Annotated in this window: 23 protein-coding genes and 3 tRNA genes; 24 read left to right on the top strand and 2 right to left on the bottom strand. The window is 53.1% G+C overall.

Annotated elements, in window-relative coordinates; all coding sequences use genetic code 11:
* Positions 1-288, top strand: a 288-nt coding sequence (locus KJ970_10290; protein ID MBU2691306.1) for a hypothetical protein, incomplete at its 5' end; no start/stop codon positions are given.
* Between the two features lie 85 nt (positions 289-373).
* Here KJ970_10290 and KJ970_10285 read toward each other — a convergent pair.
* Complete coding sequence (locus tag KJ970_10285) at positions 374-1,588, bottom strand: hypothetical protein (protein MBU2691305.1); 1,215 nt, start codon at positions 1,586-1,588, stop codon at positions 374-376.
* A gap of 197 nt (positions 1,589-1,785) precedes the next feature.
* On the opposite strand from KJ970_10285, the gene KJ970_10280 reads away from it, so the two are divergent.
* From KJ970_10280 to KJ970_10235, 10 genes are all read left to right on the top strand, one after another.
* Positions 1,786-1,857, top strand: a tRNA-Gly gene (locus tag KJ970_10280).
* Positions 1,858-1,919: 62 nt separating this feature from the next.
* Positions 1,920-3,275: a DUF512 domain-containing protein gene (locus tag KJ970_10275; protein ID MBU2691304.1), complete on the top strand. Its 1,356-nt coding sequence runs from the start codon at positions 1,920-1,922 to the stop codon at positions 3,273-3,275.
* Between the two features lie 54 nt (positions 3,276-3,329).
* Positions 3,330-4,646, top strand: coding sequence for a ribosome biogenesis GTPase Der (gene der, locus KJ970_10270; GenBank protein ID MBU2691303.1), 1,317 nt, complete (start codon positions 3,330-3,332; stop codon positions 4,644-4,646).
* 33 nt (positions 4,647-4,679) lie between these two features.
* Complete coding sequence (gene plsY / locus KJ970_10265) at positions 4,680-5,294, top strand: glycerol-3-phosphate 1-O-acyltransferase PlsY (GenBank protein MBU2691302.1); 615 nt, start codon at positions 4,680-4,682, stop codon at positions 5,292-5,294.
* Positions 5,291-6,349: an NAD(P)-dependent glycerol-3-phosphate dehydrogenase gene (locus KJ970_10260; GenBank protein ID MBU2691301.1), complete on the top strand. Its 1,059-nt coding sequence runs from the start codon at positions 5,291-5,293 to the stop codon at positions 6,347-6,349. The genes plsY and KJ970_10260 overlap by 4 nt, the downstream gene beginning before the upstream one ends.
* Entirely contained in the window at positions 6,303-6,737 is a 435-nt protein-coding gene (locus KJ970_10255; GenBank protein MBU2691300.1) for a MerR family transcriptional regulator, read from the top strand. Before KJ970_10260 ends, KJ970_10255 begins: the two co-directional genes overlap by 47 nt.
* 76 nt (positions 6,738-6,813) lie before the next feature.
* Positions 6,814-6,887, top strand: a tRNA-Pro gene (locus KJ970_10250).
* Between the two features lie 102 nt (positions 6,888-6,989).
* Positions 6,990-7,766 (top strand): 5'/3'-nucleotidase SurE, encoded by a 777-nt coding sequence (gene surE / locus KJ970_10245; GenBank protein ID MBU2691299.1) that lies wholly within the window; start codon positions 6,990-6,992, stop codon positions 7,764-7,766.
* Between the two features lie 65 nt (positions 7,767-7,831).
* A complete protein-coding gene (locus KJ970_10240; protein ID MBU2691298.1) occupies positions 7,832-8,446 on the top strand; it encodes a protein-L-isoaspartate(D-aspartate) O-methyltransferase in 615 nt (204 codons plus the stop codon).
* A complete protein-coding gene (locus KJ970_10235; protein ID MBU2691297.1) occupies positions 8,434-8,934 on the top strand; it encodes a small multi-drug export protein in 501 nt (166 codons plus the stop codon). Before KJ970_10240 ends, KJ970_10235 begins: the two co-directional genes overlap by 13 nt.
* Positions 8,935-8,937: 3 nt before the next feature.
* On the opposite strand, the gene KJ970_10230 is transcribed toward KJ970_10235, so the two are convergent.
* On the bottom strand, positions 8,938-9,651 hold the full coding sequence (locus KJ970_10230; GenBank protein ID MBU2691296.1) for a glycosyltransferase family 2 protein: 714 nt from the start codon (positions 9,649-9,651) through the stop codon (positions 8,938-8,940).
* 145 nt (positions 9,652-9,796) lie between these two features.
* On the opposite strand from KJ970_10230, the gene KJ970_10225 reads away from it, so the two are divergent.
* The 13 genes from KJ970_10225 (at position 9,797) to KJ970_10165 (ending at position 24,307) form a co-directional block, all read left to right on the top strand.
* A complete protein-coding gene (locus tag KJ970_10225) occupies positions 9,797-10,324 on the top strand; it encodes a PqqD family protein (GenBank protein MBU2691295.1) in 528 nt (175 codons plus the stop codon).
* Between the two features lie 11 nt (positions 10,325-10,335).
* Complete coding sequence (locus KJ970_10220; protein MBU2691294.1) at positions 10,336-11,067, top strand: glycosyltransferase family 2 protein; 732 nt, start codon at positions 10,336-10,338, stop codon at positions 11,065-11,067.
* 4 nt (positions 11,068-11,071) lie between these two features.
* Positions 11,072-12,244, top strand: a complete 1,173-nt coding sequence (locus tag KJ970_10215; GenBank protein ID MBU2691293.1) for a nucleotidyltransferase family protein — start codon at positions 11,072-11,074, stop codon at positions 12,242-12,244.
* Positions 12,241-13,977: an ABC transporter ATP-binding protein/permease gene (locus tag KJ970_10210; protein MBU2691292.1), complete on the top strand. Its 1,737-nt coding sequence runs from the start codon at positions 12,241-12,243 to the stop codon at positions 13,975-13,977. Before KJ970_10215 ends, KJ970_10210 begins: the two co-directional genes overlap by 4 nt.
* A complete protein-coding gene (locus KJ970_10205; GenBank protein ID MBU2691291.1) occupies positions 13,974-15,782 on the top strand; it encodes a glycosyltransferase in 1,809 nt (602 codons plus the stop codon). Before KJ970_10210 ends, KJ970_10205 begins: the two co-directional genes overlap by 4 nt.
* Positions 15,783-15,938: 156 nt before the next feature.
* Positions 15,939-16,015, top strand: a tRNA-Pro gene (locus tag KJ970_10200).
* 52 nt (positions 16,016-16,067) lie between these two features.
* Positions 16,068-17,195, top strand: coding sequence for an RNA polymerase sigma factor RpoD/SigA (locus tag KJ970_10195; GenBank protein ID MBU2691290.1), 1,128 nt, complete (start codon positions 16,068-16,070; stop codon positions 17,193-17,195).
* A gap of 98 nt (positions 17,196-17,293) precedes the next feature.
* A complete protein-coding gene (locus KJ970_10190; protein MBU2691289.1) occupies positions 17,294-17,833 on the top strand; it encodes an adenine phosphoribosyltransferase in 540 nt (179 codons plus the stop codon).
* A 164-nt stretch (positions 17,834-17,997) separates the two neighbouring features.
* Complete coding sequence (locus KJ970_10185) at positions 17,998-18,954, top strand: hypothetical protein (protein MBU2691288.1); 957 nt, start codon at positions 17,998-18,000, stop codon at positions 18,952-18,954.
* 250 nt (positions 18,955-19,204) lie between these two features.
* Positions 19,205-21,028 (top strand): sensor histidine kinase, encoded by a 1,824-nt coding sequence (locus KJ970_10180; GenBank protein MBU2691287.1) that lies wholly within the window; start codon positions 19,205-19,207, stop codon positions 21,026-21,028.
* A complete protein-coding gene (locus KJ970_10175; GenBank protein MBU2691286.1) occupies positions 21,025-22,398 on the top strand; it encodes a sigma-54 dependent transcriptional regulator in 1,374 nt (457 codons plus the stop codon). Before KJ970_10180 ends, KJ970_10175 begins: the two co-directional genes overlap by 4 nt.
* 216 nt (positions 22,399-22,614) lie before the next feature.
* Positions 22,615-23,001, top strand: coding sequence for a response regulator (locus KJ970_10170; protein MBU2691285.1), 387 nt, complete (start codon positions 22,615-22,617; stop codon positions 22,999-23,001).
* Positions 22,988-24,307 carry a TolC family protein gene (locus KJ970_10165; protein MBU2691284.1) on the top strand — a complete coding sequence of 440 codons (1,320 nt, stop codon included), beginning with the start codon at positions 22,988-22,990 and terminating at the stop codon, positions 24,305-24,307. Before KJ970_10170 ends, KJ970_10165 begins: the two co-directional genes overlap by 14 nt.
* Positions 24,308-24,310 lie beyond the last annotated feature (3 nt).

Below are 24,310 nucleotides of genomic sequence, written 5' to 3'. Positions count from 1 at the left end.
GAGACGATCGCTTTCAGCAAGCGCCGGCAGAGCGCCGCCGAGCGGCTGGCGATCCTTCAGGTCTGGAGGAATTTCATCAAGCCCTTTTCGGAGCGTTATAATAGCGAGTCACCGGCGCAAAGGCTGGGTTTATTCGATCGAAAGCTGCGGGTTGATGAGATCCTGGCCAAGAGGCTCTTTGCCACACGGACGCGCTTACCGCGAAGGCTCAAACAATATTACAACCGCACGATTGAGACGCGCTGCATCCCGAAAAACCGCCGTCATGAGCTGAAATACGCCTATTAGACCCACGGCGAGCATGAAAAGCGCCCGGCGGCCGCATGGACCGCCGGGCGCTTGACCCCCTCAGATGCAATTTCCGAAGCACAACCTAATACTCAAAGCAGATTATTTCCATTGGCGCCGCATCTTCGTCGCCCTCGCCAGCCAGACCTTGCATGCTGACAGCCGCATCAAGGAGTCCAGTGACGAGAACGACCCGGTGGTCGCCTGCAAACATCAGAAAGTCCTTTCTTCCGTCGCCCTCACCGGCGACATCGACTTGCTTGATGAAATGACCCTCTTTATCAAAGACATCATACGTGGCGATGACGTTCTCGTTTTCATTCCGTTGGCCGTGGCTGGTCAGGACCCATAGCAGACCGGCGGAATCAACGAAGAGGCGGCTGATATCGGGTTCCGTCTCTTCAATGGATGTTTTGATTTCGAAGGGAAACTGAGCGCGGGCCGCCTCCATCGCCGAGTTGATCAGGTTCATCTCCGTTTCATTCCGTTTGACCGGCTCATATTCGCGCTCAATGATCCGGTCTATCGTTCCGTCCGGTTTGTAAACATTGATGATGTAGTCATTGCGATAGGGGGTGGTATAGACACGCCCGTCTTCGGAGAGGGCCGTATAACGCCCGTGCGGGAAATATTGGTTCTTCTCGCTGAGCTCGAAATTGGTGAAATCCCAAATTTGATTCTGTTCGTAGTACCTGACTTTTTCATTCCCCTCCAAATCAAAGGAGGCTATAAAGTGGGTTCTTGTCTGGCCCGTCTCGCCGGGTGTGATCTTGACGCCGCTGATGATAAGGCCAGTCTCATTTCCCGCGGCATTGGTAAAGACAACAAGTCCTTCGGCGGCCTCGCCGCTGGTGGCCGTGATATTCCCCGCGGGATTCCCCTCGAGATCAACTTTGACAATCTTACCCGGCATTGCCTGCAGGATCCCCAGAGTGCCATCGGGTAGAAAGAGCATATCGGCCGGTCCCCGGATCTCTCCCGGTCCGTCTCCTTCGCGGCTGAGGGTTTTGATATTCACACCCTCGGGGGAATAGACCGAAACCTCACTCAATTGGGTGTCCAAAAGGTAGATGTTCCCCTCTTTGTCGACGAGGCACTTAATGATCAGTCCGAAGATCGCCTCATCAGTGTCGCCGCCGGCACGCCATAGCTCTTTCAGTTCCAGTTTTTCAATGCCCTGATCCGGTTGCGCCGAATTTTTGATATGTGTGACACCATCGATTGTGACGACCTCGCCCGCAACAACCCCAGTGGCTGTTAGAAACACCGCCATCAGCGCGACCCACAATATTCTTCTCATCTTGTTCCCCTTTTTCTCCGCACCGTTGATATGGAAACAGCGATCATGCTCTTCTGAGAGATCTACGGAATCACCATGAAGATATTCAATCTCCAAGCCCGATACCTCAGTAATCCACCGGAATCGACTGAAAATCAATAGGATAGGTATGCTTGACAGGGGGAGATGGATCCCGTTACGATATATTTCAGACATCAGCGGGCGTAACTCAGTGGTAGAGTATCAGCTTCCCAAGCTGAGGGTCGCGAGTTCAAATCTCGTCGCCCGCTCTGATAAACTTGGCCCCGGCCTCCGGGGCCTTCTTTTCGGCCGCCGGATAGGTGGATCGCCGATGCCCTTGAAGATTTCCAGCGTCATTCCCGGGTCTCCCGCCGAATCCCTCGGTCTCAAACCCGGAGACCGTCTGCTCTCCATTAACGGGGAACAGGTACGCGATACCCTCGATTTTCATTTTTGCGTCGCAGATGAGGATCTTGAAATCGAGTATCTGCATGAAACCTCCCGACGGTCCCTGTCGTGCTACCTCCCGGCGGGGGAGGATATGGGTATCGAATTTGAACAGGAAAAGATCCGTACCTGTGGGAATGATTGTCTCTTTTGCTTTGTCGATCAAAATCCCGAAGGCCTGCGTAAAACCCTTTATGTTAAAGATGAGGATTACCGTCTCTCATTCCTTCACGGTAATTTTATCACACTGACCAATTTAAAGGATTGGGAAATCGAACGAATCATCCGGCAGAGACTGTCGCCCTTATACATTTCAGTGCATTCGACCGATCCCGATGTTCGAAAAAGACTCCTCCGGCCAAGGCAAGACAGGGATATCCTCAAATTGCTGGGACGTCTCGCAGAGGGCAATATCCGAATGCATACGCAGATCGTCCTTTGCCCGGGTTATAACGATGGAAACGATCTGCTTCGTACGATCGACACCCTGGCGGAATTTTATCCCGCTGTCGAATCCCTGGCCATTGTCCCCTTGGGGATGACCGATCACCGGGAAAAAACCTCTTCCCTTGATCCGGTGACACCGGAGCTGGCCCGTGAGATCATGATGCAAGCGCGCCCGACGCAGCGCCGATTCCGGCGCCGGAACGGTATCACCTGGCTTTATTTGTCGGATGAGTTTTACCGGCTGGTAGGGCGGCCCGTTCCGCCCGCCGTTCACTACGATGATTTCCCGCAGTTGGAAAATGGAATCGGCCTCACCAGGAATTTTTTCATGCAATGTGATGAAGCGCCGGATCTCTTTGGACGGGCGCTTCAGCGGGGCGAGAAGGAGTTCACCCTTGTCACCGGGGAACTCTTTGCGCCGATTCTCGGCCGCACGCTGAGACGCGCACTCCGGCGGACCGGAGAGGATCGGCGGCTCAGATTTCGCATCCAGCCTGTGCCGAACCATTTCTTTGGACGGGGCGTTACCGTGGCCGGTCTTTTGGCGGGATGTGATATTCTCAAGTCTCTTGAGGCTTGGGCCAAAGGGGGCCGCCCATTGGGGGATCGGATCTTCCTCCCACCAGCGACGGTCAATGACAACGGACTATTCCTGGACGACATGCGCCCCCTGGATATTGAAAAAGCTCTGGGCGTACCGGTCAGTGCCGAGCCCTTCGCCTCGACTCACTCACTGGAATTTCGCGGTGGGGGTTATCCTCACGAGCTGGGGCCATCCTGCGGCGGCGGTTGATTTAAGCAGTTATACATAAGGCGTTTGCGTAAAAATTCATATAAGGAGAGTCACGTGTCCCGACCCGTTGTCGCCATCGTGGGCCGTCCGAATGTCGGCAAATCCACATTGTTCAACAGAATTCTCAAACGCCGGCTCGCCATCGTATCCCCGGTCCCCGGTGTGACCCGTGACCGCCATATTGGAGAGTCGATCTGGGAAGGCCTGACCATCGCCTGGATCGATACAGGCGGTTGGCTCCCGGAGAATGAGGAAGAGATCCAGAGCGCGGTCACCCATCAGCTCTTTGAGGCGCTGCACGATTGCGACCTGGTTTTATTCATGACCGACGCACGCGAGGGGCTTCATCCCATTGATGTAATGTTCGCAGGTGAGATCCGGCGGCAGAACCTTTCCGCCCCGGTGCTCGTCGTCGTCAATAAGGCTGATTCGGAATCCCTTGAAAATGTCGCGGTCGAGTTCACAGCTCTTGGATGGGATCGGATTCTGCCGATCTCCGCACAGGAGGGGCGGGGGATAGGCGACATGCTGGATGCCGTCGTCAAGATGTTGCCGGAGGGTGGGTCCGCGTTGACGCCGGATGCCGATGTCCGGGTCGCCGTGCTGGGGCAACCAAACGTCGGAAAATCAAGCCTGATCAATAAAATCCTCGGTGAGGAAAGGATGATTGTCAGCGGTGTTCCGGGAACCACGCGGGATGCCGTCGATCTGGTCTGGAAATGGCATGGACGGAATATCCTTCTGGTTGATACAGCGGGTATCAAACGGCGCACCCATTCGCTGCCCGCGCTTGAATTCTATGGAACCATGCGGGCTCTCAAGGCTTTGGAACGATCCGAGGTTGTCCTTTTTCTCATTGATGCCACGCAACCTATCGCCCGCCAGGATCAGCGGATCGCCGGCTTGATCCGGGATTCGGGCCGGGCGGCGATCATTTTAGTGAACAAGTGGGACATGGTGGAGAAGGATACGCACACTGCTATCGAATTTGAAAAGAATCTTCGGGATGCTCTGCCCTTTCTCGACTTTGTTCCGGTTTATTTTATCTCGGCCCTGACGGGGCAGCGGGTCGGCCGGCTGGCGCCGAAGATTTTCGAACTCCTTGATACGTGGAGAAAGGTATTCCCGCCCAGGCGTCTGATGGAGCTTCTGGAGGAGCTGACCGTGAGCTCGGGAGAACCCCGGGTGAAGATCAAATTCGCGCGCCAAGCCACGACGGGCCCTCCGAGTTTCGCACTTTATGTAAAAGACAAATCGGAGATACGCACCTCGACACTCCGCTATCTCGAGGATCGGATCCGCGATGGACTGGGATTGAAAGAAGTCCCTGTGCGTATCTGGCTGCGTTCTTCCAAAAAAGAGAACCAGTAACCAAGCTTATACGATCGGACCGACATGTGGATATTGGCTCTTCTATCTAGTTATCTTTTAGGATCCCTGCCCTGGGGGCTGTGGATAGGCCAGATGAAGGGTGTTGATATCCGGCGCCAGGGCAGTGGCAATCTGGGGGCCACCAATGTGGCGCGGATCCTGGGATACCACCTTGGTCTGATGGTCTTTTTATTGGATGCGGCAAAAGGAGCCTTGGCGGTGGCCCTGGGACGGATGGCGCTTTCCGGCGGATCGGGGGATGGAGCCTATCTTCCGGCGCTTTGTGGTGTGTTGGCGATTCTCGGACATGTGACCACCCCCTGGGCGGGATTCCGAGGGGGCAAGGGTGTCGCCACCGGGGCGGGCACGGCCGCGCTCCTCATGCCATGGCCCTGTCTCATCGCCCTGAGCGCCTTCGCCGGTCTCTTCGCCATTACCCGCATCGTTTCGCTCGCCTCGCTCACGGCGGCAGCGGTTTTGCCGGTGAGTCTGATTTTACTGAAGAGCGGTGGTGCGGAACGCCCCTGGCTCATTGGATGGGCTCTCATTGTGGCGGCGATGGGGATCTTGAGGCACAACTCCAATATCCGTCGTCTGCTGAAAGGGGAGGAATCGAGGTTCGGCCGGAGGAAAGGGGGCTCAGAGTGACAGCACAGATTCCGAAAATGACGGCTGTCATCGGGGGGGGGAACTGGGGCACAACCCTTGCGATTCATTTGGCCCGATGCGGCCATCAGAGCCGGCTCTGGCATCATGATCCCAAGGTGGCGGCCGAAATTCAGAAATCCAGAATTAATGCGACCTATCTTCCGGATTGGCCTCTCCCCGAAGGGATAACCATCACCGGGCATTTGGAGGAGGCGTTTCAAGGGGCTGATGCGATTGTCATTGCTGTGGCCTCCCAATTCCTGCGCCCGGTTCTCCGCCGAATTTCCTCGCTTTCCTGGAATCCCAAAACCCTCTGGGTATGCGCCACGAAGGGCTTGCAGGATGACGGATCCCGGGCCAGCGAATTGATTCGGGCGGAACTGGGTGACCGGGTTTCAAACCTGACCATTCTGGCCGGTCCGAGCTTAGCCGATGAAGTCCTTCGCGGACTTCCAACAGCCATTGTGGCGGCTTCAGAGGATGATGATGCGGCCAGAAGAGCCCAGAGACTTTTTCATGGTCCCGGGTTCCGGGTTTATACCAGCCGGGATCTGATCGGCGTTGAATTGGGTGTCAGCTTGAAAAACGTCATCGCCATCGCGGCAGGTCTTGCCCAGGAACTCCGCTTGGGACATAATGGTTACGGGGCTCTTCTCACACGGGGTCTAGCAGAGATGAGCCGTCTGGGTCTTGCCATGGGGGCAAGGCGGGACACTTTTCTGGGTCTCGCCGGTCTTGGGGATCTGGTAACAACCTGCGGGAGTCCCTTAAGCAGGAATCATCAGGTCGGCCGCCGTTTGGCCAAAGGGCAGTCCCTTCAGGAGATACTGGATACTCTTGGTTCTGTTTCCGAAGGGGTTCCTACAACCCGGGCGGCGTTGAAGCTGGCCCGGGAAGCCGGTGTGGAAATGCCCATCGCCCGCGAAATTTACGATATTTTGTTCCAAAACAAAGACCCACAACGCGCCTTGAAAGATCTTATGTTGCGTCCACCCAAGGCAGAGGTGGATGAAATCTCCCTCACCGGGGAACAGGAAGATTTCCCGGTGGGCTAGCTGGGAGAGAGCCGTGACGAAATCGGGAAAACTCTATTACTCCATTCGTGAAGTGAGTGAACGGACCGGTGTAAAGCCTCACGTTCTCCGGTACTGGGAAACTCAGTTCTCCATGCTCCGTCCCCAAAAGGGGGCGGGAGGGAACCGCAAGTACCGCCCCCGGGATGTCGGTTTGGTCGAGACAATTCATGATCTTCTCCATGCAAAGGGGTTTACGATCGCCGGGGCGAAAAAGCTTCTCAATGCCCGTATGCGAGGCCGTTCGATGGAGATGCCCGAAGGTCTTCCTCCGGTGAAGGAGGGGGGAATCAAAGAGCCTCAGGAGATCCTGATCGAGATCCGAAAAGGATTGGAGGAGATCCGAGGCTTGCTGGATCGAGAGGATTGACCCTGATCCGATTTCCGGCTGGACGGAGTCCCCACCCTTTGGTAGTGTTCGATCCGTAGGAAAAAACCATTTTGTTCGGGGCGTGGCGCAGCCCGGTAGCGCACTTGCATGGGGGGCAAGTGGTCGCTGGTTCAAATCCAGTCGCCCCGACAGGTCTCATTTGAATCCGGGATCCGGCATTGGTTCGGACCCGGATTCTTTCTGCAGATGAACATCGGCCTTGAAGATGAGCGCCATGAGCGGAGTCACTAGATGCGGATTCTCCTCACAAACGACGATGGAATTCGGGCGGAAGGATTAAAAGCCCTGAGAATGGGGATGGAATCCCTGGGGGATCTCTGGGTTGTGGCGCCGGATCGGGAACAGTCGGCGACGAGCCATGCTTTGACCCTCAGCCGGCCGCTGAGAGTTCATCAGCATGAAGATCAGGTTTTCAGTGTTGACGGCACTCCTACAGATTGTGTCCTTTTGGCGGTCAAAGGCATCCGGAACAGGCTGCAACCGAAGCCGGATCTCGTTGTTTCAGGCATCAACCACGGACCCAATATGGGAGACGATGTCACCTATTCGGGAACGGTTTCGGCCGCGCTGGAGGGGCGTCTCCTCGGCTGTCCCTCGATCGCCATATCGGTCGCTTCATGGAAACCGAAACATTTTGACAGCGCCGCCCGTGTGGCCCAAGGACTCTCCCGCATCTTGCTTGAAACAGGGCTCCCCGATAGAACTTTCCTTAATGTTAATGTTCCAGATATTCCCTATGATGAAATCAAAGGCGTCCGGGTGACAAAGCTGGGTGACCGGGTGTACCGGGATGTGATTATTGATAAAGTTGATCCCCGGGGCCGACCATACTATTGGATCGGTGGGGATGATCCCGATTGGAAGTATGACGAGAGTAGTGACTTCTTCGCCGTGCAGGCCGGATATGTTTCCGTCACCCCGATTTCGCTGGATCGAACCGATTTCCGTTCGGTCCAGGAAATGGGCGGATGGAATTTTGACGCCGTGTTCAACGGCAATAATGGGTGATGGTTTTCTTCAAGCGGACATCGGCTGAAACCTCTTTTCTTCCTTACCCTGCACGCCGCCGCCGGATGGTGGAGGAGCAGATTCAAGGTCGGCGGATAAATCATCCCCAGCTCATCGAAGCTATGTTAAAGACGCCGAGGCATCTATTTGTTCCACAGGAACAATGTGAATCGGCCTACGATGACCGGGCCCTTCCCATTGGTTCAGGCCAGACCATCTCCCAGCCCTATATGGTCGCCCTGATGACCGTGGCTCTCGATCCCGTTCCGGGGATGAAAGTACTAGAGGTAGGAACCGGATCGGGTTATCAGGCGGCGATTTTGGCGATGATGGGCGTCGATCTCTGGACGGTTGAGAGGATCGCCGCCCTGTCCTTGCGGGCGCAAAATCTCCTGACCGGCTTGGGGTTGATCAATGTCCGGTTCAGGATCGGAGATGGGTCCAAGGGGCTTGCCGAGGGCTCCCCTTATGACGGCATCCTCGTGACGGCCGGGGCGCCCGATCTTCCGTCATCCCTAAAGGGCCAACTGGCGGAAGGTGGCAGGCTGGTCATTCCCACCGGGTCCCTTGGTGTTCAGGATTTGGTTGTCGTTACGCGCAGGGGAGATGATTATCACGAGGAGAATCACGGCGCTTGCGCCTTTGTGCCGCTGGTGGGGGAGGAAGGATGGAAGCCATAAGGGAAGCCATTGTCGCCGCGCTTCAAGGGGTGCCGCCGCAAGTGACCGTCGTCATTCTGGCGATGCTGCCGATCCTTGAACTGCGTGGAGCGATTCCATGGGCTTTGGCGCCGATCGGCGGGGACCTGTCACTCGTTGAGGCGGTCCCTTTGGCGATCTTGGGCAATATGATTCCCGTGATTCCCCTGTTGCTCTGGATCGGACCGATCAGCGATTGGCTCCGAAAGATGCCCCTGCTGGATCGTTTCTTCACCTGGCTTTTCCAGCGGACGAGACGAAAGGGCCGGCTTGTCGAGAAGTATCAAGCGGTCGGTTTGGCACTCTTTGTCGCCATACCGCTGCCGATCACCGGGGCTTGGACCGGCGCCGCCGCGGCTTTTTTGTTTGGGATTCCTTTCCGCCAGGCCCTTCTGGCGACACTCGCCGGTGTCTGCATCTCCGCCACGATCGTAACATTGGCAACTCTGGGAGTCCTGGCCCTCTGGTAGGGATCAGGAATTCTTCTCCTTTTCAGCTAGTTCCCGTTTCCTTTTAATCGAGGCTTGTAAGATTTTGAGAAGATGACGGTTACTCTGTTCCGACGGCGCGGAGATATTTCGATCATGAATGCGCCGAACCATAAGGACCTCATGAACCACACCCCCCCTTATCCCCAGATCATTCGCCCGGGCGAACCAATCGGTATCTTCTCCTGTTCGGAGTTCGGGATTAAAAGGGCCGACCCTTTCAAAGGTTTTCTTCCAGGCGAGGAGGGTACAGGGGGAGTAGGCGATCTGAGGACTTTCCAGCAGTTCTTTTTTCAGCCATGCCGGCCAGGGAGTTCCCGGCGCCAGAAGATGGCGGGCCATTGCGCAGACATAATCGATCTCCTGATTTTGCTGAAGAAAAGCGACCTGTAACCGGAGCTTTTCAGGCGTCCATCTATCATCGCTGTCCAGGAAGGCGATCAACTCGCCGTGGGATTTCTCCAAACCGGCATTACGCGCTGATGAGACACCCTTATTCGACTGATGGATGACCGTGAGATGTGGGTACGATTCGATGATCTTGCACGTGCCGTCGGTCGATCCGTCATTAACAACGATAATCTCTTGGGATTCATAATCTTGCGCAAGGATGCTGTCCAGAGCTTCCCGGATGAACGGCTCACCGTTGTAGACAGGTACAATGGTGCTGACAAGTGGATTTCCTGTGCCGGTCTCCATGAGTCCCCCGTTTGAAAAGGAATCTAAAATCAGCTATAATTCCTATTTAGCTATTTCAAATAATGACAAAAAGCCGCAAACCGAAACACAACAAAGGGATGAATCCTGCCGATAATCATTCTATGAATTTCGTCTGGCGGCAAGGGTGATTTATCTAAAAGCGAGGGGATTTACGGTGGAGCCACGTGACATCTATCGGGTGAACAGCCCGACGGCCATCGGGGAAATTCTCGAAGGCGAGCTGGTTATGATCAATCTGGATACGGGCACCTACTACAGCACCGGAGCTGTGGGGGCGGCCCTTTGGGAACTCATCAATGAAGGGAGCAGCATCGGCGAGATCTGCCGCGAGTTCTCCTCGAGATTTGATGCAGAAAAAAAAGATATTGAAAGAGAGGTCCTCTCTTTCCTGTCGAAATTGCAGGCGGAGAAGCTGATCGTTCCCGCTGACGACTCGAATCATGCGAAACCGAAAATGGTAGGCATAAGCGATGGGGCGCCGGAATCAGCAGGTCGGAAGGAACCCTTCGAAGTTCCTGTTCTCAGCAAATATAAAGATATGCAGGATATGCTTCTTCTTGATCCAATCCACGATGTCGAGGAGACAGGCTGGCCCATGGCCAAGAAGCCCGATCCAGAGACCGAAAATAATAATAACGGAACATGGCAATGAATGAATCCCAAATGGGATCGGAAGACGAAACACAGGACGGGTCTCTCATCAGTGTCATTATCCCTTGCTATAATGCGGGAAAGTATATTGCTGAAGCGATCAGAAGCGTTTTGGCTCAAAACCACAGCCCACTCGAAATCATTGTTATAGATGATGGATCGACCGACAACAGCAGTGAAGTGATAAGCAACTTTGGCGAACCGGTCCATTACACTTACCAGCAGAATGCGGGAATCAGTGCAGCCAGGAACACCGGCCTGGAACAGGCGCGGGGTTCCACTATCGCCTTTCTCGATGCCGACGATCTCTGGACCGATGGAAAGCTGGACAGACAGCGGCGGGTGCTCGAGGAGGATCCAAGTTTGGGTCTTGTTTCCGGGTATGCCGTTCAATTTGTGAGTCCCGAATTGCCTGATATTTTGCAGAAGCAGATCAAGTATGATCCAAAACCGATGCCGGCTCAGGTCGCCGGCGCCATTCTTGTTCGGCGCAAGGTTATTAAAAGGGTCGGCGTCTTCTCAACGGCTTTCACGGCAGGGGAAACGATAGATTGGATTATGCGGATCAATGAGGCCGGGATAAAGACAAAAATGATCAATGACGTTGTCCTTAAAAGACGCATCCATACAACAAATATCGGAATCATTGATCCCGATGCGCGGAGTGACTATTTGAAGGTCGCCAAAGCCGCGCTCGATCGCCGGCGAAAGATGGCTGACGATATGATAAGGGAGGAAGAATAGAAAGGTGGCGTCACTTCGAAAAGAAGCCTTCTGGCCGACCAAAGACCAGGAAATTCTCCTCCGCGCCGCTTTGTTAACGGGCGATAAAGCGCTGGACGCCTGGCTAGAATGGACGTCAAGAAACGATTTTATCGAAGAGAACCATGATCGCGGGTCCTTCCGCCTTTTTCCTCTTGTTTACAAAAACCTTGTGGCCTGTGGTCTGAATGATCCCCTGATGACGCGTCTCAAAGGGCTTTACCGCTATTCCTGGTGTGCGAATCAACGTTTATTTCATGAGACAGCGGCAATTTTGAAGAGCCTGCATGAAGCGGGGCTTCAGACGATGGTTCTCAAAGGGGCCCCCATGGCCCTGTATTACTATAACGATGTTGGTGTGCGACCGATGGCCGATGTCGATGTTCTCGTACCCCAGGAACAGGTTCAAGAGGCTATCGCCCGTCTTGAGAAGGAAGATTGGAGAGCCAATACCCGTTCCATTACCGATGATCTTCGATTCCGCCATGCCGTGCAGTTGATCGGGAAGGATGATCATGAGTTCGACCTTCATTGGCATGTCTATCGGGAATGTCTACAGAACGAGGCCGATGAGGAACTTTGGCAACGGTCGATGGAGCTGAGCTTCGCCGGTGTACCGACAAGAGCGATGGAGCCGACGGATACCCTGCTGCACACGGTCGTCCATGGGATCCGGTGGAATCCTGAGCCTTCGATCCGCTGGATACCGGACGCGATGATCATCTTGCAGAAAGCCGGTAACAACATTGACTGGGATCGAGTCCTGGACCAGGCCGGCCGGCGGCGCATTCGGCTGCGGGCGGCCCGCGGCTTGAGGTACCTTCAAGAAATCTTTGAGGCTCCCATTCCCCACCGGATTTTGGATGGCTTGGAGAGCGTTCCGCCGACCTTCACCGAGCGTATCGAGTACCGCTATATCGGCATCGATTCGGATAAAAGGCGGAGCCTCTTCCTGGGGTATTATCCGATTCTCTTCGTTTATTTTCTGCGCTACTCGGCGGGCAAGAGTCTCTTTAGCAAACTCGCGCAAATTCCTGAATTCATGCGTTATCATTTCCAATTGAAAAGGCGATCGCAGGTGCTTCCTGTTGTTCTCGGCCACATCTGGAATAAGATCAAAAAGATGGTGAGAAAGCCAGAAGGGAAGGGGCGCCGATGAGCGCTGAGGCGGTAAGACAGCCGGATAAAAGACTCCTCGATCCAAAGGCTTGGCGCTATCTGGTCGATTTTTATAGGGGCCGCCTGCGGATACTCCTCTTCTATGGATTGGTCGCTGCGGCTCAATCATTGCTGGTCCTCCCCGTGCTGTATCTTATCCGTTATGCTTTTGACAAAGCGATACCTGAAGGTGATGTCTGGAAGCTGGTTTATGTCGGCATCGGGATTTTTACCATACGCCTGCTCAACAGCGGTGTCGCTCTTTGGTTGCGCGACCGACACATCAAATTGATCAAAGAGGCGGTGCAGCATCTTCGCGAGGATATTCTTTCAAAACTTTATGCTTTCTCGCGAGCTCATTATACGCGGCTTGATCGTACAACAACGCATGCTCAGATTGTCCAAGATACCGAGCGTCTCGACAATATGAGCAATGAAGTTGTTTCAAAGCTCATTCCGGCTATCTTCGCGACGCTCGCTCTCATTGTCGTCCTGGTGTTCCTGAACTGGTTTCTGCTGGTATTGATGATCTCTTTGGCTCCGATTCTATTCCTGACAATCCGTTTGACCGGAAAATATGTGAAACGACGTGTCTTTGTTTTCCAAAGGGCGTTCGAGGCTTTTAGCAAAGGGATGCTCTTTGTTCTTCAGCATATGGATCTGACGCGCGTTCAGTCGTACGAAGAAGAAGAGATCATCCGCCGGAAGGCTGAACTCCATCATCTCAGGCGGACAAGCGAGAAGATGGCCTTTATTTATGCCGTGCACGGGCAAATCCAAAGCACGGTCGTTGGGCTGTGCGGTCTCATCATTCTCGTGGTCGGCGGCGCAGCGGTCGCCCGGGGTTCGATGACACTGGGGGAGTTCTTGTCTTTCTGGGTGGCGGCGGGCCTACTCAACGGGCGTGTAAATACGATAACAAATTCAATTCCTCTTCTGATTTCAGGAAATGAATCGATCATCACATTGCACCGGCTGGGAGATACCGGTGAAACAAGACCGTACTATGGAACAAAACGAATACCCTTTACAGGACGGATTGATTTGGAGGGGATCCGGTTTGGATATGATAAGACGCCTATCCTGAGTGGAGTGGATCTGAAAATCAGGGAGAAATCAAATATCGCCATTCTGGGGGCCAACGGCGCGGGAAAGAGTACCATCCTCCTGCTTCTCCTTGGGTTTTACCGTCCGCACGCGGGACAGTTGCTGGCCGATGGAATTCCCTACGACAATCTGGATATGGTTGAACTCCGGCGCCATATCGGCGTTGTCATGCAGCATCCCACTTTCTTCTCTGGCACCATTGGCGAGAATATATCCTATGGATGCTCCGACGCGACGCTTGAAAAAATCCGGCGGGCGGCGCATATCGCGCTTGCGGATGAATTCATTGAGAAACTACCCGATGGATATGATACGCCTGTCGGTGAAGAGGGTGTTCTGCTTTCCGGCGGGGAGGTCCAAAGAATCGCCATTGCGCGGGCGCTTCTCCGCCGTCTGAAGCTTCTCATCCTGGATGAACCGACAAATCACTTGGAACTCTCGGCGATCAACCGGCTCATGAAAAATCTATTGGAACTCGATGAACGGCCGGCCCTGGTGACGATCAGCCATGATCCAGATGTCTTTGCTCATGCGACTGAACTCTATCATCTTGAGAACGGCATTCTACGACGAGGCGGGCCGGTTCCGGCCGGGCCGGGAGGAGCGGGAGGCCCCACCGGCGGATGAAAACCAACCCGAAAACAGAAGCCGAGCAAATCGCTTTCTACGATGAGACATACGACCGGTTCCTGAAGGCCCGGGCCGCGGTGGGAGAAGTTATATGTGATTATCGAATCGCAGGTGTGACCATCCGCCTATCTTTCGCGGGAGAGAGGCTGTTGACGCACCTTACACCTGCGCTTGAACATTTAAAAATAATCCCCGATGGGCTGCCTGATCTGACCTTCTGCTTGTGGGATTCACAATCGACCGGCATCCGGATGCCGGATCCTCCTTGTCATAGAGATCATTTCACTGATCGGGGTGATATTTGGGGTTTCAACAGCGAGCGGATACGAACGGCATTTCACTGGCATGATTATTCGGTGAATCTTCTTGATCATCAATGTAATAATGGAATCTATTGGGTTGCGACGGCGGAGACGCTGCCCTATTGGGTCAAGGCCTCTCCGCTGCGAACTCTTATTCATTGGGGGATGGAACGAAGAGGTCGGCAACTCCTTCACGCCGCCGCAGTGGGGACAGAGAAAGGCGCGGTTTTGATAACCGGCAAGGGGGGGGTAGGAAAGTCGAGTACCGCCCTTGCCTGTTTGCAGGCGGGTTATTCTTATGTGGCGGATGACTATCTTATTGTCGGATTGGATCCTGAGCCGGTGGTCTATAATTTGTACGGTACAGCAAAGCTGGATGCGGACAATATTGATCAATATCCAATGCTTCGTCCCCACATCAAAAATCCAGACAAACTACGAGATGAGAAAGCCGTTCTCTTTTTACATCCCTATTTTGAAGATCAAATGCAGCTGGAAATGCCCCTTAGAGCCCTGCTGGTGCCGGGTATAGTCGATGCAGAAAGGACCTCTTTTAAAAATACAGAACCATCGATTGCAAGGCAGGCGGCTTCTTTCACAACAATGTCTCAGCTCCCCAATGTCGGCCGGCGGACCTATGAATTCTTTGACCGGCTCTGTTCGCGGTTGCCATGCTACCGGATCGAATTGGGACGTGATCGAGCTCTGATTCCAAGGGCGATTGCTGACTTTCTGGACCGGGACCCCGGGATGGTCTCACAGGGCCCCCTTGTCGAGAAGGTCTCCTCGGCCGGGCGACAAAATCCCCTGATCAGTGTCGTTATTCCCGTATATAACGGCGCGGCCTTCATAAAAGAGGCTGTTGAAAATGTGCTGGCGCAGGCGTATCCCTCTCTTGAGATCATCATCGTGGATGATGGATCAACGGATGGCACGGCTGAAATCATTAGGGGGCTGCCCTGCGATATCCGCTATTTCCGGCAGGATAACAATGGGGCGGCTTCGGCAAGAAACCGGGGTATAAGAGATACGGCTGGAGATTTGATCACCTTCCTTGATGTTGACGATCTCTGGCCGGAAAATAATTTGAGGATGCTTGTAGATGAAATGTCGCGTCGACCGGAACTGGATCTGATCCACGGTTATGCGCAGTTGGTGGAGTATTCTCCCCGGAGTAAGACATATGAGTACAGGGGGAATCCCCGAGAATCGTTTCCTTACTACATCGGTGCGGGACTTTATCGAAAACGGGTTTTTGATAAAGTGGGGCTCTTTGATAAGACCCTCAAGTTTGGTGAGGATACGGATTGGTACAACCGAGCCAATGAACAGAAGATCCCCATGATGAGAATAGAGGCGGTGACACTCCTGGTCAGGCGACATGGGGGAAATATGACCCATGGGAAAAGCCTTGTTGAATTGAATATGCTCCGTGTTTTCAAAAAAGCCCTCGATCGAAAGCGGATTTTGGGGGAAGACACAGGGGCGCGGGAGGATTGAAAGACCCTTGTTGTGTTCTTCTAACATGTAGTAATATATATAGATAGGGCGGATTTAGGAATTGTGGTATGAAGAAAGAATGACGGCCAGCCGTTGTTCTTTGCATTGGTGGCGAAAGATTGATAGAATGTCGATAAGGTAAGTAGTAAAGAAGGTCGGGGCGTAGCGCAGTCCGGTAGCGCACCTGGTTCGGGACTAGGGAGTCGGAGGTTCAAATCCTCTCGCCCCGACCATACGCCTGCCTCAACAGTGATTAACCAAAGGTCCCCCCCCAGGAGGTGAAATATGCCTGGGGGTTTTTCAGTACCCAATGCGATGGGAGGACTTCTGCGCAGGGGTTTCGACCAGGGCAGCATCCAAGCTGCGGACCTGGAGGAAACCCTGGAAAAGCGTTCGATCGATCCCGATGAGCTGGATCTGTTTCTGCAGTTGGTTAGCGATCTGAAGATTCCTATTGTAGAACCCCAAAGGGAGCGACGCCGTTCCCGAAAGGAATCCGATTCCTGCCTGGTCGGCGAAAATAGGGATTCGTTTCCCTCGGGGTTTCAACTTTACCTTCGAGCCTTATCCAAGCATCCGCCCCTCTCGGCGAGTCAAGAGAGGGAACTCATGCGATCCAGCCGAAGAGGATGCACCACATCCAGACAAGAGATGATCAAGTCGAATCTCCGCCTGGTTGTTTTCCTGGCGCGCCGTTATATGGGACGCGGCGTCTCCTTCGAAGATCTTGTCGAAGAGGGGAATCTTGGGCTGATCCAGGCTGTCGAACGTTTTGATCCTGAACGCGGCTTCCGGTTCAGTACCTACGGTTCCTGGTGGATCCGGCAGGCCTTTGCCCAAGCCGTGGCCAACCTGGGGCGCACGGTGCGGTTTCCCATGGATTTCCTCCGCCGTCTCTACAGGCTTTTGGAGGCGGAAAGGCGCTTGACGCAGGAACTGGGGCGGTTTCCCAGCGAAGAAGAACTTGCGCGGGGTCTTCGAATCACCCCGGCCAAGGTCCGCCGCCTGCAGGCATTACGGGAAGGGTCGATCTCCCTGGATACGGCGATCTCCGGAGATGAGAAGGGGGAGAGTGTGATCAACCGGTTTCCCTCTCCTGAGAATCTCGAGGTCGTTTTGGAGGGGCATCTTCAGAAGGCGGAGCTGGATGGCTGGCTTCGGGCGCTGCCACCCACAGAGGAAATCATTCTGCGGGCGCGCTATGGATTTCTGGATGGACATCCCCAATCACTCGCAGAGATTGGGCGACGCATGGGACGGAGCCGCGAGGGCATCCGCCAGATGGAGAAGCGGGCGCTGAGGCAATTGCGCGGATGGGTCCTTGCACAACCCGGTTGTATGGGCAAACATAGGCTGGATAGAGCAGTCCCGAACGTTGCTTCACGGAAGAGATTCGCTCCACCGGCCGGCTAAGCCGGTTTCGGGCCGGCCGGACAGCCGAGGATGGAACGGAGGCTTTAAAGATCCCCGTTCATCCGGAGAAATGCCTCGCATGAGAGGAAGGTCTGCCCATGCAAAACCCCGTGGTGGAAAACCTGCGTCAGACGATTCGATCAATCCCTGATTTTCCAAAGAAGGGAATTCTCTTTCGGGACATCACCCCGATACTCTTACAACCCCAATCTTTTGAAGATGCTGTTACGGCCCTTTGGGATCCTTTTCTCGATAAGGGTGTCGATGCCATTGCCGGGATTGAATCCCGTGGCTTTATCTTCGGCGCCGGGATGGCTCTTGAGCAGGGGCTGCCTTTTATTCTCATTCGGAAGAAGGGGAAGTTACCCGCTGAAGTCTACCAAGAGTCCTATGAGCTGGAGTACGGGCAGGATGCTGTTGAGATTCATAGGGACGCCGTTTCAAGAGGCCAACGAATCCTAATTGTCGACGATCTCTTAGCGACGGGTGGGACGGCCGCGGCGGCTGTGAGGCTCGTGTCAAAAGCCGGTGGAGAAGTTGTCGGCTGTACATTTCTTGTCGAACTGGCGGGATTGAACGGGCGCCGTCTTCTGGAAGCGCAGACCGTGACTTCCGTGCTCTGTTATGAAGGGGTCTAAGGCTCCCACCACGGGGACAATCGATGCCATTCCTTGATCATTGTTCTGAACTTCAGCAAATGATAACTTGACAAAAGCCCTGAAATAAGATTGAATCTATTCGTAACCTGGTGCGTTAAAAGTAGTAACCATCCGTCAAGATCGAGATCTTAGAGGGGGTCGTTTTGAACGCACTGGAAATACTCGAATACCAGTTGGAACGCAGTGCAGCCTCTCTCACCTCTAGAATACTTAAAATCTACGATGTTCTTGAGGAATTGCGAGACAAAACGCTGAGATGCTTCCGCGACACAAAAAACGACAGGCGCTCTATCAGTCAGTGGCTTCGAGAGGAAGCATTTGCCGAGGACCCAGACGGATTTTTTCAGAGTCTCGCGGCCTTGGAAAAATACCGGAACGGACAGGCCGATCCTGACGGCATAAGTTATTTCTGGAATCCACAGGGCCAGAATGATCCCCAAACCCGTTTTCGGATGTATGCGCTGAGGGATTTCGGGACGATCCTCACAGCGGTGCGTAAGACTTTGCCGGGTATTGCCTGGGTTTATTATCAGGATGTGACCAATGCGTCGATACAACACCCCTATATTGATTTGGCCGCCGCCATATCTCCGGACTTTGATTGGTCCCAATATCACACCTATCTTTCTGTTAGCCCAAAACACAACCCCGGCCGGGCCATCCGATGGACCGCACCAACGGTCGACTATGCCGGAGAGGGAATCATTCTTTCCGTATCAATACCGGTTTACGAGAAAGACAATTTTCTCGGTCTGTGGAGCATCGACGTTCCACTTGAATTCCTACAGGATAGGCCACTGGTCGAAGTTCAGTTTCCCGGTTCAGACATCTTGCTGGTTGATGACAGCGGAAATATCATTAGCCACAATTCCATAGTGGCTGAAATAAACAAAGAAAAGGGAAGTATTCTTTACAAGACGATTGACAGCCTGAGCTCCGATTTCGATAGACCTGATTTTATGACCTCTGTGCTTAGAAAAAAACAGGGCCGGATGATTGTGAAAATGAGCGATGGGAGGGAGTGTTACGCCCACTTTCAATCATTGCCGCAGATCGGGTGGGTTCTTTTCTCAATCGTCCCTCTGAAGAAGTTGGAATAGAGGTATTTATTCTCCCCAAGTAAGCGTATTTGATCTCCAACGATTCCAGGAATTTAACCATCATGCGCCGGTTAATCTTGGAAGATTTCCATCTATATGTTGAAATGTCATATTATTGTAACAAGAATATGGGGTAGGGTTGGAGTGAATGAGGAATCCGGAGGCCAGAGAATGGGAAATCGTCTGTGGTCCGCCTGGATAACCCCGTCTTGGTGACTCGATGATAAAAAATAGAAAAATGATCCGTCTCATGACGATGAGATGGCGGATCCTGCTCTGGATGTTGCCGGTGGCGCTGGGGCCTCTCTTCATTATGGCGGCGCAGGGTTATCATTGCGCGCGTCAAGCCATCATCGCCTCGCAGAAGGTCCATATGCAATCGGTTCTGGAGGCTCGGCGGATTGAAATCGAATCCTGGTTTGCACAAATCGAATCCGATTTCGGTTTTCTGCAGATCTCTCCATGTCTTCAGGGTTTATGTGGTTCAACTCCGGCTTCCGCGGATTCATCCTGCTGCGCCGAAACGTGCAATCTCCTTTCAGATCTTCATGTAGGAACTCCATTCTATCACTCGATCAGTACATTTGATGTCAACTGGAATCAATTGGTCAGTTCCGCGGGAACCGGGAATCGAGTAGGGAGTATTCGCCCTGATGATTCCGGTGTTGTTAAAAGGCCGGATCCTGCCGGAGGCGCCTTCCCTTCAAAACTGTTGAAGGAAAGGCTTGCCGCGCAGGATGGATTGCTGACCACACCCCCGATTCAACGTGAAGACGGAACGGTGATGGTGCAGGCGGGAAGTCGGGTTTTGAATCCGCGGCACGGTGGATTGGCATACATTGCCGCTGAGATAGATATCGATAATAGGATGAATACAATCCTGAAACATGGAACCGGTTTGGGGAGGACAGGCGAGGCCTTCCTGTTTTTACCAGGTGGCGTTTTCCCCATGATTGATGGATTCGATGCCGAAAATAATAAGTATCGGTTCCATTCCTATCCAAAGCAAATTACGGACGGTGGTGGAGAGGTTGTGCGCTACAGAAGCGCGTCTGGCAAGAAAGTCCTTGGTGTTTCCGCTTTGATTCCTCGCCTTAATGGGACACTGGTTATCGAGATAGATGAACAGGAGGCTTTTGCCTGGCTCCGCGTCTTTAGAAACCGGGCTCTGATGACCGGCTTGATCACCCTTGTTTTGATTCTCGTGATTGCGAATTATGGGGCGCGAGTTTTAGCGCAACCTTTGAGAGAGTTCGCGGCCGTGGCGCACCGTATTGCCGCCGGGCAATCAGAGGAGCGTATCGGCCGCCTTGCCGGGGCCGAAGCGCAGGAAGTCGCCGAGGCGTTCAATCATATGATCGATGAGCTGAGTGCGAGTCACCGGCGGTTATTGCAGGCCGCATCATTGGCCGCCGTTGGTGAGTTGAGCTCCAGCATTGTGCATGAGATGAGGAATCCGCTCTCTTCAATAAAAATGAATCTTCAGGCTCTGCGTCACAACGTCGAGGAGGATCCGTTTCACAGAGAGCTTGCTGATATTGCCTCCGAACAGGCCCTTAGGCTGGAGCGAATGCTGTCAGAGTTGTTGAATTATGGAAAACCATTGGAGTTGAACAAAACGCGCCTTCGCTTTATCGAAATAGCCAATAATGTGAAAGATATTCTTCGATCGGAATCAGAAGAGAAGGAGATACGGGTCATTATCAAGGATTTGACGGGGGGAACGGCCTTTTGCGCCGATCCGGAACAGCTGCGACGGGCTCTTACAAATCTAACGGCCAATGCAATCCAGGCATCGCCTCCCGGTGAATCAGTTATTCTATCGGCCGAATATCCGGTGCATAGTCCAGGCACCATCCGTTTGTCTGTGGCTGATAACGGACCTGGATTTAGAACCGCCGACATCCATCGCCTATTCCAACCGTTCTATACAACACGCGATGAAGGGACGGGTCTTGGGCTGGCGAATGTAAAGAAGATAGTGGAGGGTCACAGCGGGTTCGTATTTGCTGAAAACCGGCGGAAGGGAGGGGCGCTCTTTTCTCTTTCACTTCCGCGAGGGGCGGAGGAATGAGCCGGATTCTGATTATCGATGATGACCGTGCCCTATGCCGGTCGCTGCAGATTCAAATCGAGGCGGAAGGTCATATTGCCGAGGTTTCATATAATCTTTCCGATGGATTGAAAATGATCGAGAAGTCGGCGCCCGAGCTCATCTTTTTGGATCTCTCCCTGCCTGATGGTAATGGATTGGATCTTCTTCGAGAGCTGATGGAAAGGGATTCCCTGTTACCAATTGTAATGATCACAGGATCGCATGAGATGTCTACAACGATTGAGGCGATGCGCCTTGGCGCCTTTGATTATATTCGCAAACCAATAGGGCGGGAGGAATTTCTCCTGATGATTGAGAAATATAACCGTCTAAAAAATGCGGGATTGATGCAAGCACCCGGCGGAATGCCTTTCGGCGAGATGGATCTTCAACCGGAAGAGGTGTCACGTGAGATCGTTGGAAAAGACCCCAAAATCATTGATCTCCTGAAGGAGATCGGATTGTCGTCCCGGGGCCGGATCACTATTCTTATTGAAGGTGAGAGCGGGACGGGAAAGGAATTAGTCGCGAGAGCCCTCCATGAAGCGACCAGTCCGGGAAAGCCATTTGTCGCCATCAATTGTTCATCGATTGTCAGCACATTACCCGAGAGTGAGTTATTCGGACATGAACGCGGAGCGTTTACCGGTGCAGAGAAGCGCAAGCTCGGAAAATTTGAATATGCTCAAGAGGGTACGGTTTTTCTCGATGAAATAGGTGACATGGCATTCGAACTTCAAGCGAAGCTGCTCAGAGTGCTTCAGGAAAGGGAGTTCGAACGGGTTGGAGGGCTCGAAGCTCTTCCCTTTAAGGCGCGTGTTATTGCAGCGACAAACCGCGATCTTGAAAGGATGGTCAAAGAAAAGGAGTTCCGAGAAGATCTCTATTACCGTTTGGCTGTCTCAAAAATCAGAGTTCCGCCTCTTCGGGAACGGCGGGGGGATATCCCTCTGCTATTGGATCACTTCATCCCAAGAATCTCCCGGCGTATCCACAAACCCGCTCAATCGATTGATGAGAAGGCTCTGAATCTATTGAGCCAATACGAGTGGCCGGGAAATATCCGTGAATTAGAAAATGTGCTTACCCGCGCGATCGCGCTGACAGCAGGTCCAGTTATTACCGCGGAGCACCTTAGCTTCTTATTCCCCACCATGGGATCGAGAAACGCGACCATGAGTTTTCCCGCCAAGATAATTCCACTTTCACAGATGGAGAAGGAATATATTCATTCGGCTTTAGAGGTCAACAAATGGAATATAAACCGGACCGCCAAGCTCCTGGAAATATCACCCACCACATTGAGAAAGAAAATTACCGATAATGAATTAAGGCGTCCGCCCCGCTAGGCTGCAGAAAGACCGAATCTTGCGAGAGTGGAACGCCAGAAACTGGCGGGCGGACGTGTCAGAAACTGGTATCTAAACCCTGAAAAGCACCCTTCATATTCTTCGACAATGCCTGTAATCGCATACTTTATCATGGGTTACGACTTCTCTACGCGGGTGGCATCTCTCCTGCTTTAATACAAATCAATGAATCCGTATTAAAGGGAGAAGCTGGGAATGCAGATCGCGGTTGTAGACAATGACAAGGCCCTCCTCAGAAGCTTGGCGATCGTCTTGGGCGGAAAGGGGCGCCATATTACCTGTTTTGACGGCCCTCAATCGGCGGCTCAAGTTATTGGTGTGACCCTCCAACCCGATCTCCTCATCATCGATTATCTTATGCCGGGTTGCGACGGTATTGAATTATTGTTACGCGTAAGGCCGTATCTCACAAAGAAATGTTCAATTATCATGATCAGCGGTCATACAGAAATGCTGGACCAGCGTCGGATCAAAGAATTGAACCTTTCAGGTTTTATCCCAAAACCGATTGATCTGAATGAATTATACAATATAGTGGCGCAAGAAGAAAGGGCAAGGCGAAGGAACCATGAATCGAATTAAAAAGACCGGCATCGTGCACACCTTGACTCTTTTCTGCCTGGCGGCTCAATTGGCCGTAGTCCTTCCTGACAATGTTCGGGCGGATGAATTAGGTAATCCCGATGATTTGAAGGAGTCATCCAATCTCCAGGATCTCATCGAGTACGCCATGGCCAACAATCCTGGTCTTCAGGCTTCGGAAAGCCGTTGGAAATCCTCGAAGGAAGCGATCAGCGCGGCCCGTGCTTTGCCCGATCCACGGATGACTTACGGTCATTACTTGGAGCCGGTCGAAACACGGGTCGGCCCACAAGAGCGGAACTTCGGCCTTTCCTTGACGATTCCCTGGTTCCAGAAGCTTATGATTCGAGGGGAAGTTGCTGGTTTGACCGCCCATGTTGAGGAAAAAAAATATGACATGGATTGTCAGAAGCTCATTTACTCTGTAACAGAGGCTTATTATGAACTCCATTATCTGGACGAATCGATAGCCATTACTGAGGAAAATCTAAATTGGATCCGGCAATTTGAAAGTATCGCCCGGACTCGATACGCCACCGGCCAAGAATCTCAGGTATCCACCTTGGCGATTCAGTTAGAATTGGAAAAACTCAAGGATCGCGTGGTGAGTCTGAAGGACGACCGGCGCTATGCGGCATCTCACCTCAACACCCTCCTGGGCCGACCCGTTGACGCCGAATTACCGGGATATGAAACGCCCTCTTCAACAATTCTACAAATGTCCATCGATCAACTCCTAGCGCGAATACAGAAAGAAAATCCATCATTGCAGGCGCTTCAATTGAAGGCTCAGAGGGAAGAAGCGTCAAGCCGGCTTTTGGGGAAGAGCCATTATCCTGATGTCACGATCGGTATCAATGTCATTATGACGGAAGATGCATTGGATCGCTCCCTGACCGATAGCGGGAAAGATCCTGTCATTCTAACCGTCTCACTCAATCTTCCCATCTGGTTCGGCCAATATAATTCCGCAAAGGAAAGTGCGAAGTTGCGGCGGCAGGAAGCCTTATATGAATTCGCCGATCTCGAGAATCGTTTGTCGGCTGAGTTGGAGGAGGCCCTCGGCGATGTCAAAGATGCAGAGAGACGAATTGATCTTTATCAGTACCGGCTGATCCCGATGGCAAAGCAATCACAGGATGTGACGTTAAATGCATTTTCTGCAGGTGAAGCGGCCTTTCTGGAGGTGATTGAAGCCCAGAGAACAATTTTGGATATGAACCTCGCGCTCGAGAGGGCTCAAACCGACAAGGGGCTGAGTCTGGCGCGGGTCGAATGGCTGATGGGAAATGAGAGACGGAGCTGAAAC

It is taken from the genome of Candidatus Eisenbacteria bacterium (assembly GCA_018831195.1).
In the GTDB taxonomy this organism is placed as follows: Bacteria; Eisenbacteria; RBG-16-71-46; order CAIMUX01; family JAHJDP01; genus JAHJDP01.
Note: the sequence above shows the minus strand (reverse complement) of the source record. Positions and strands in the feature narration are given on the sequence as shown.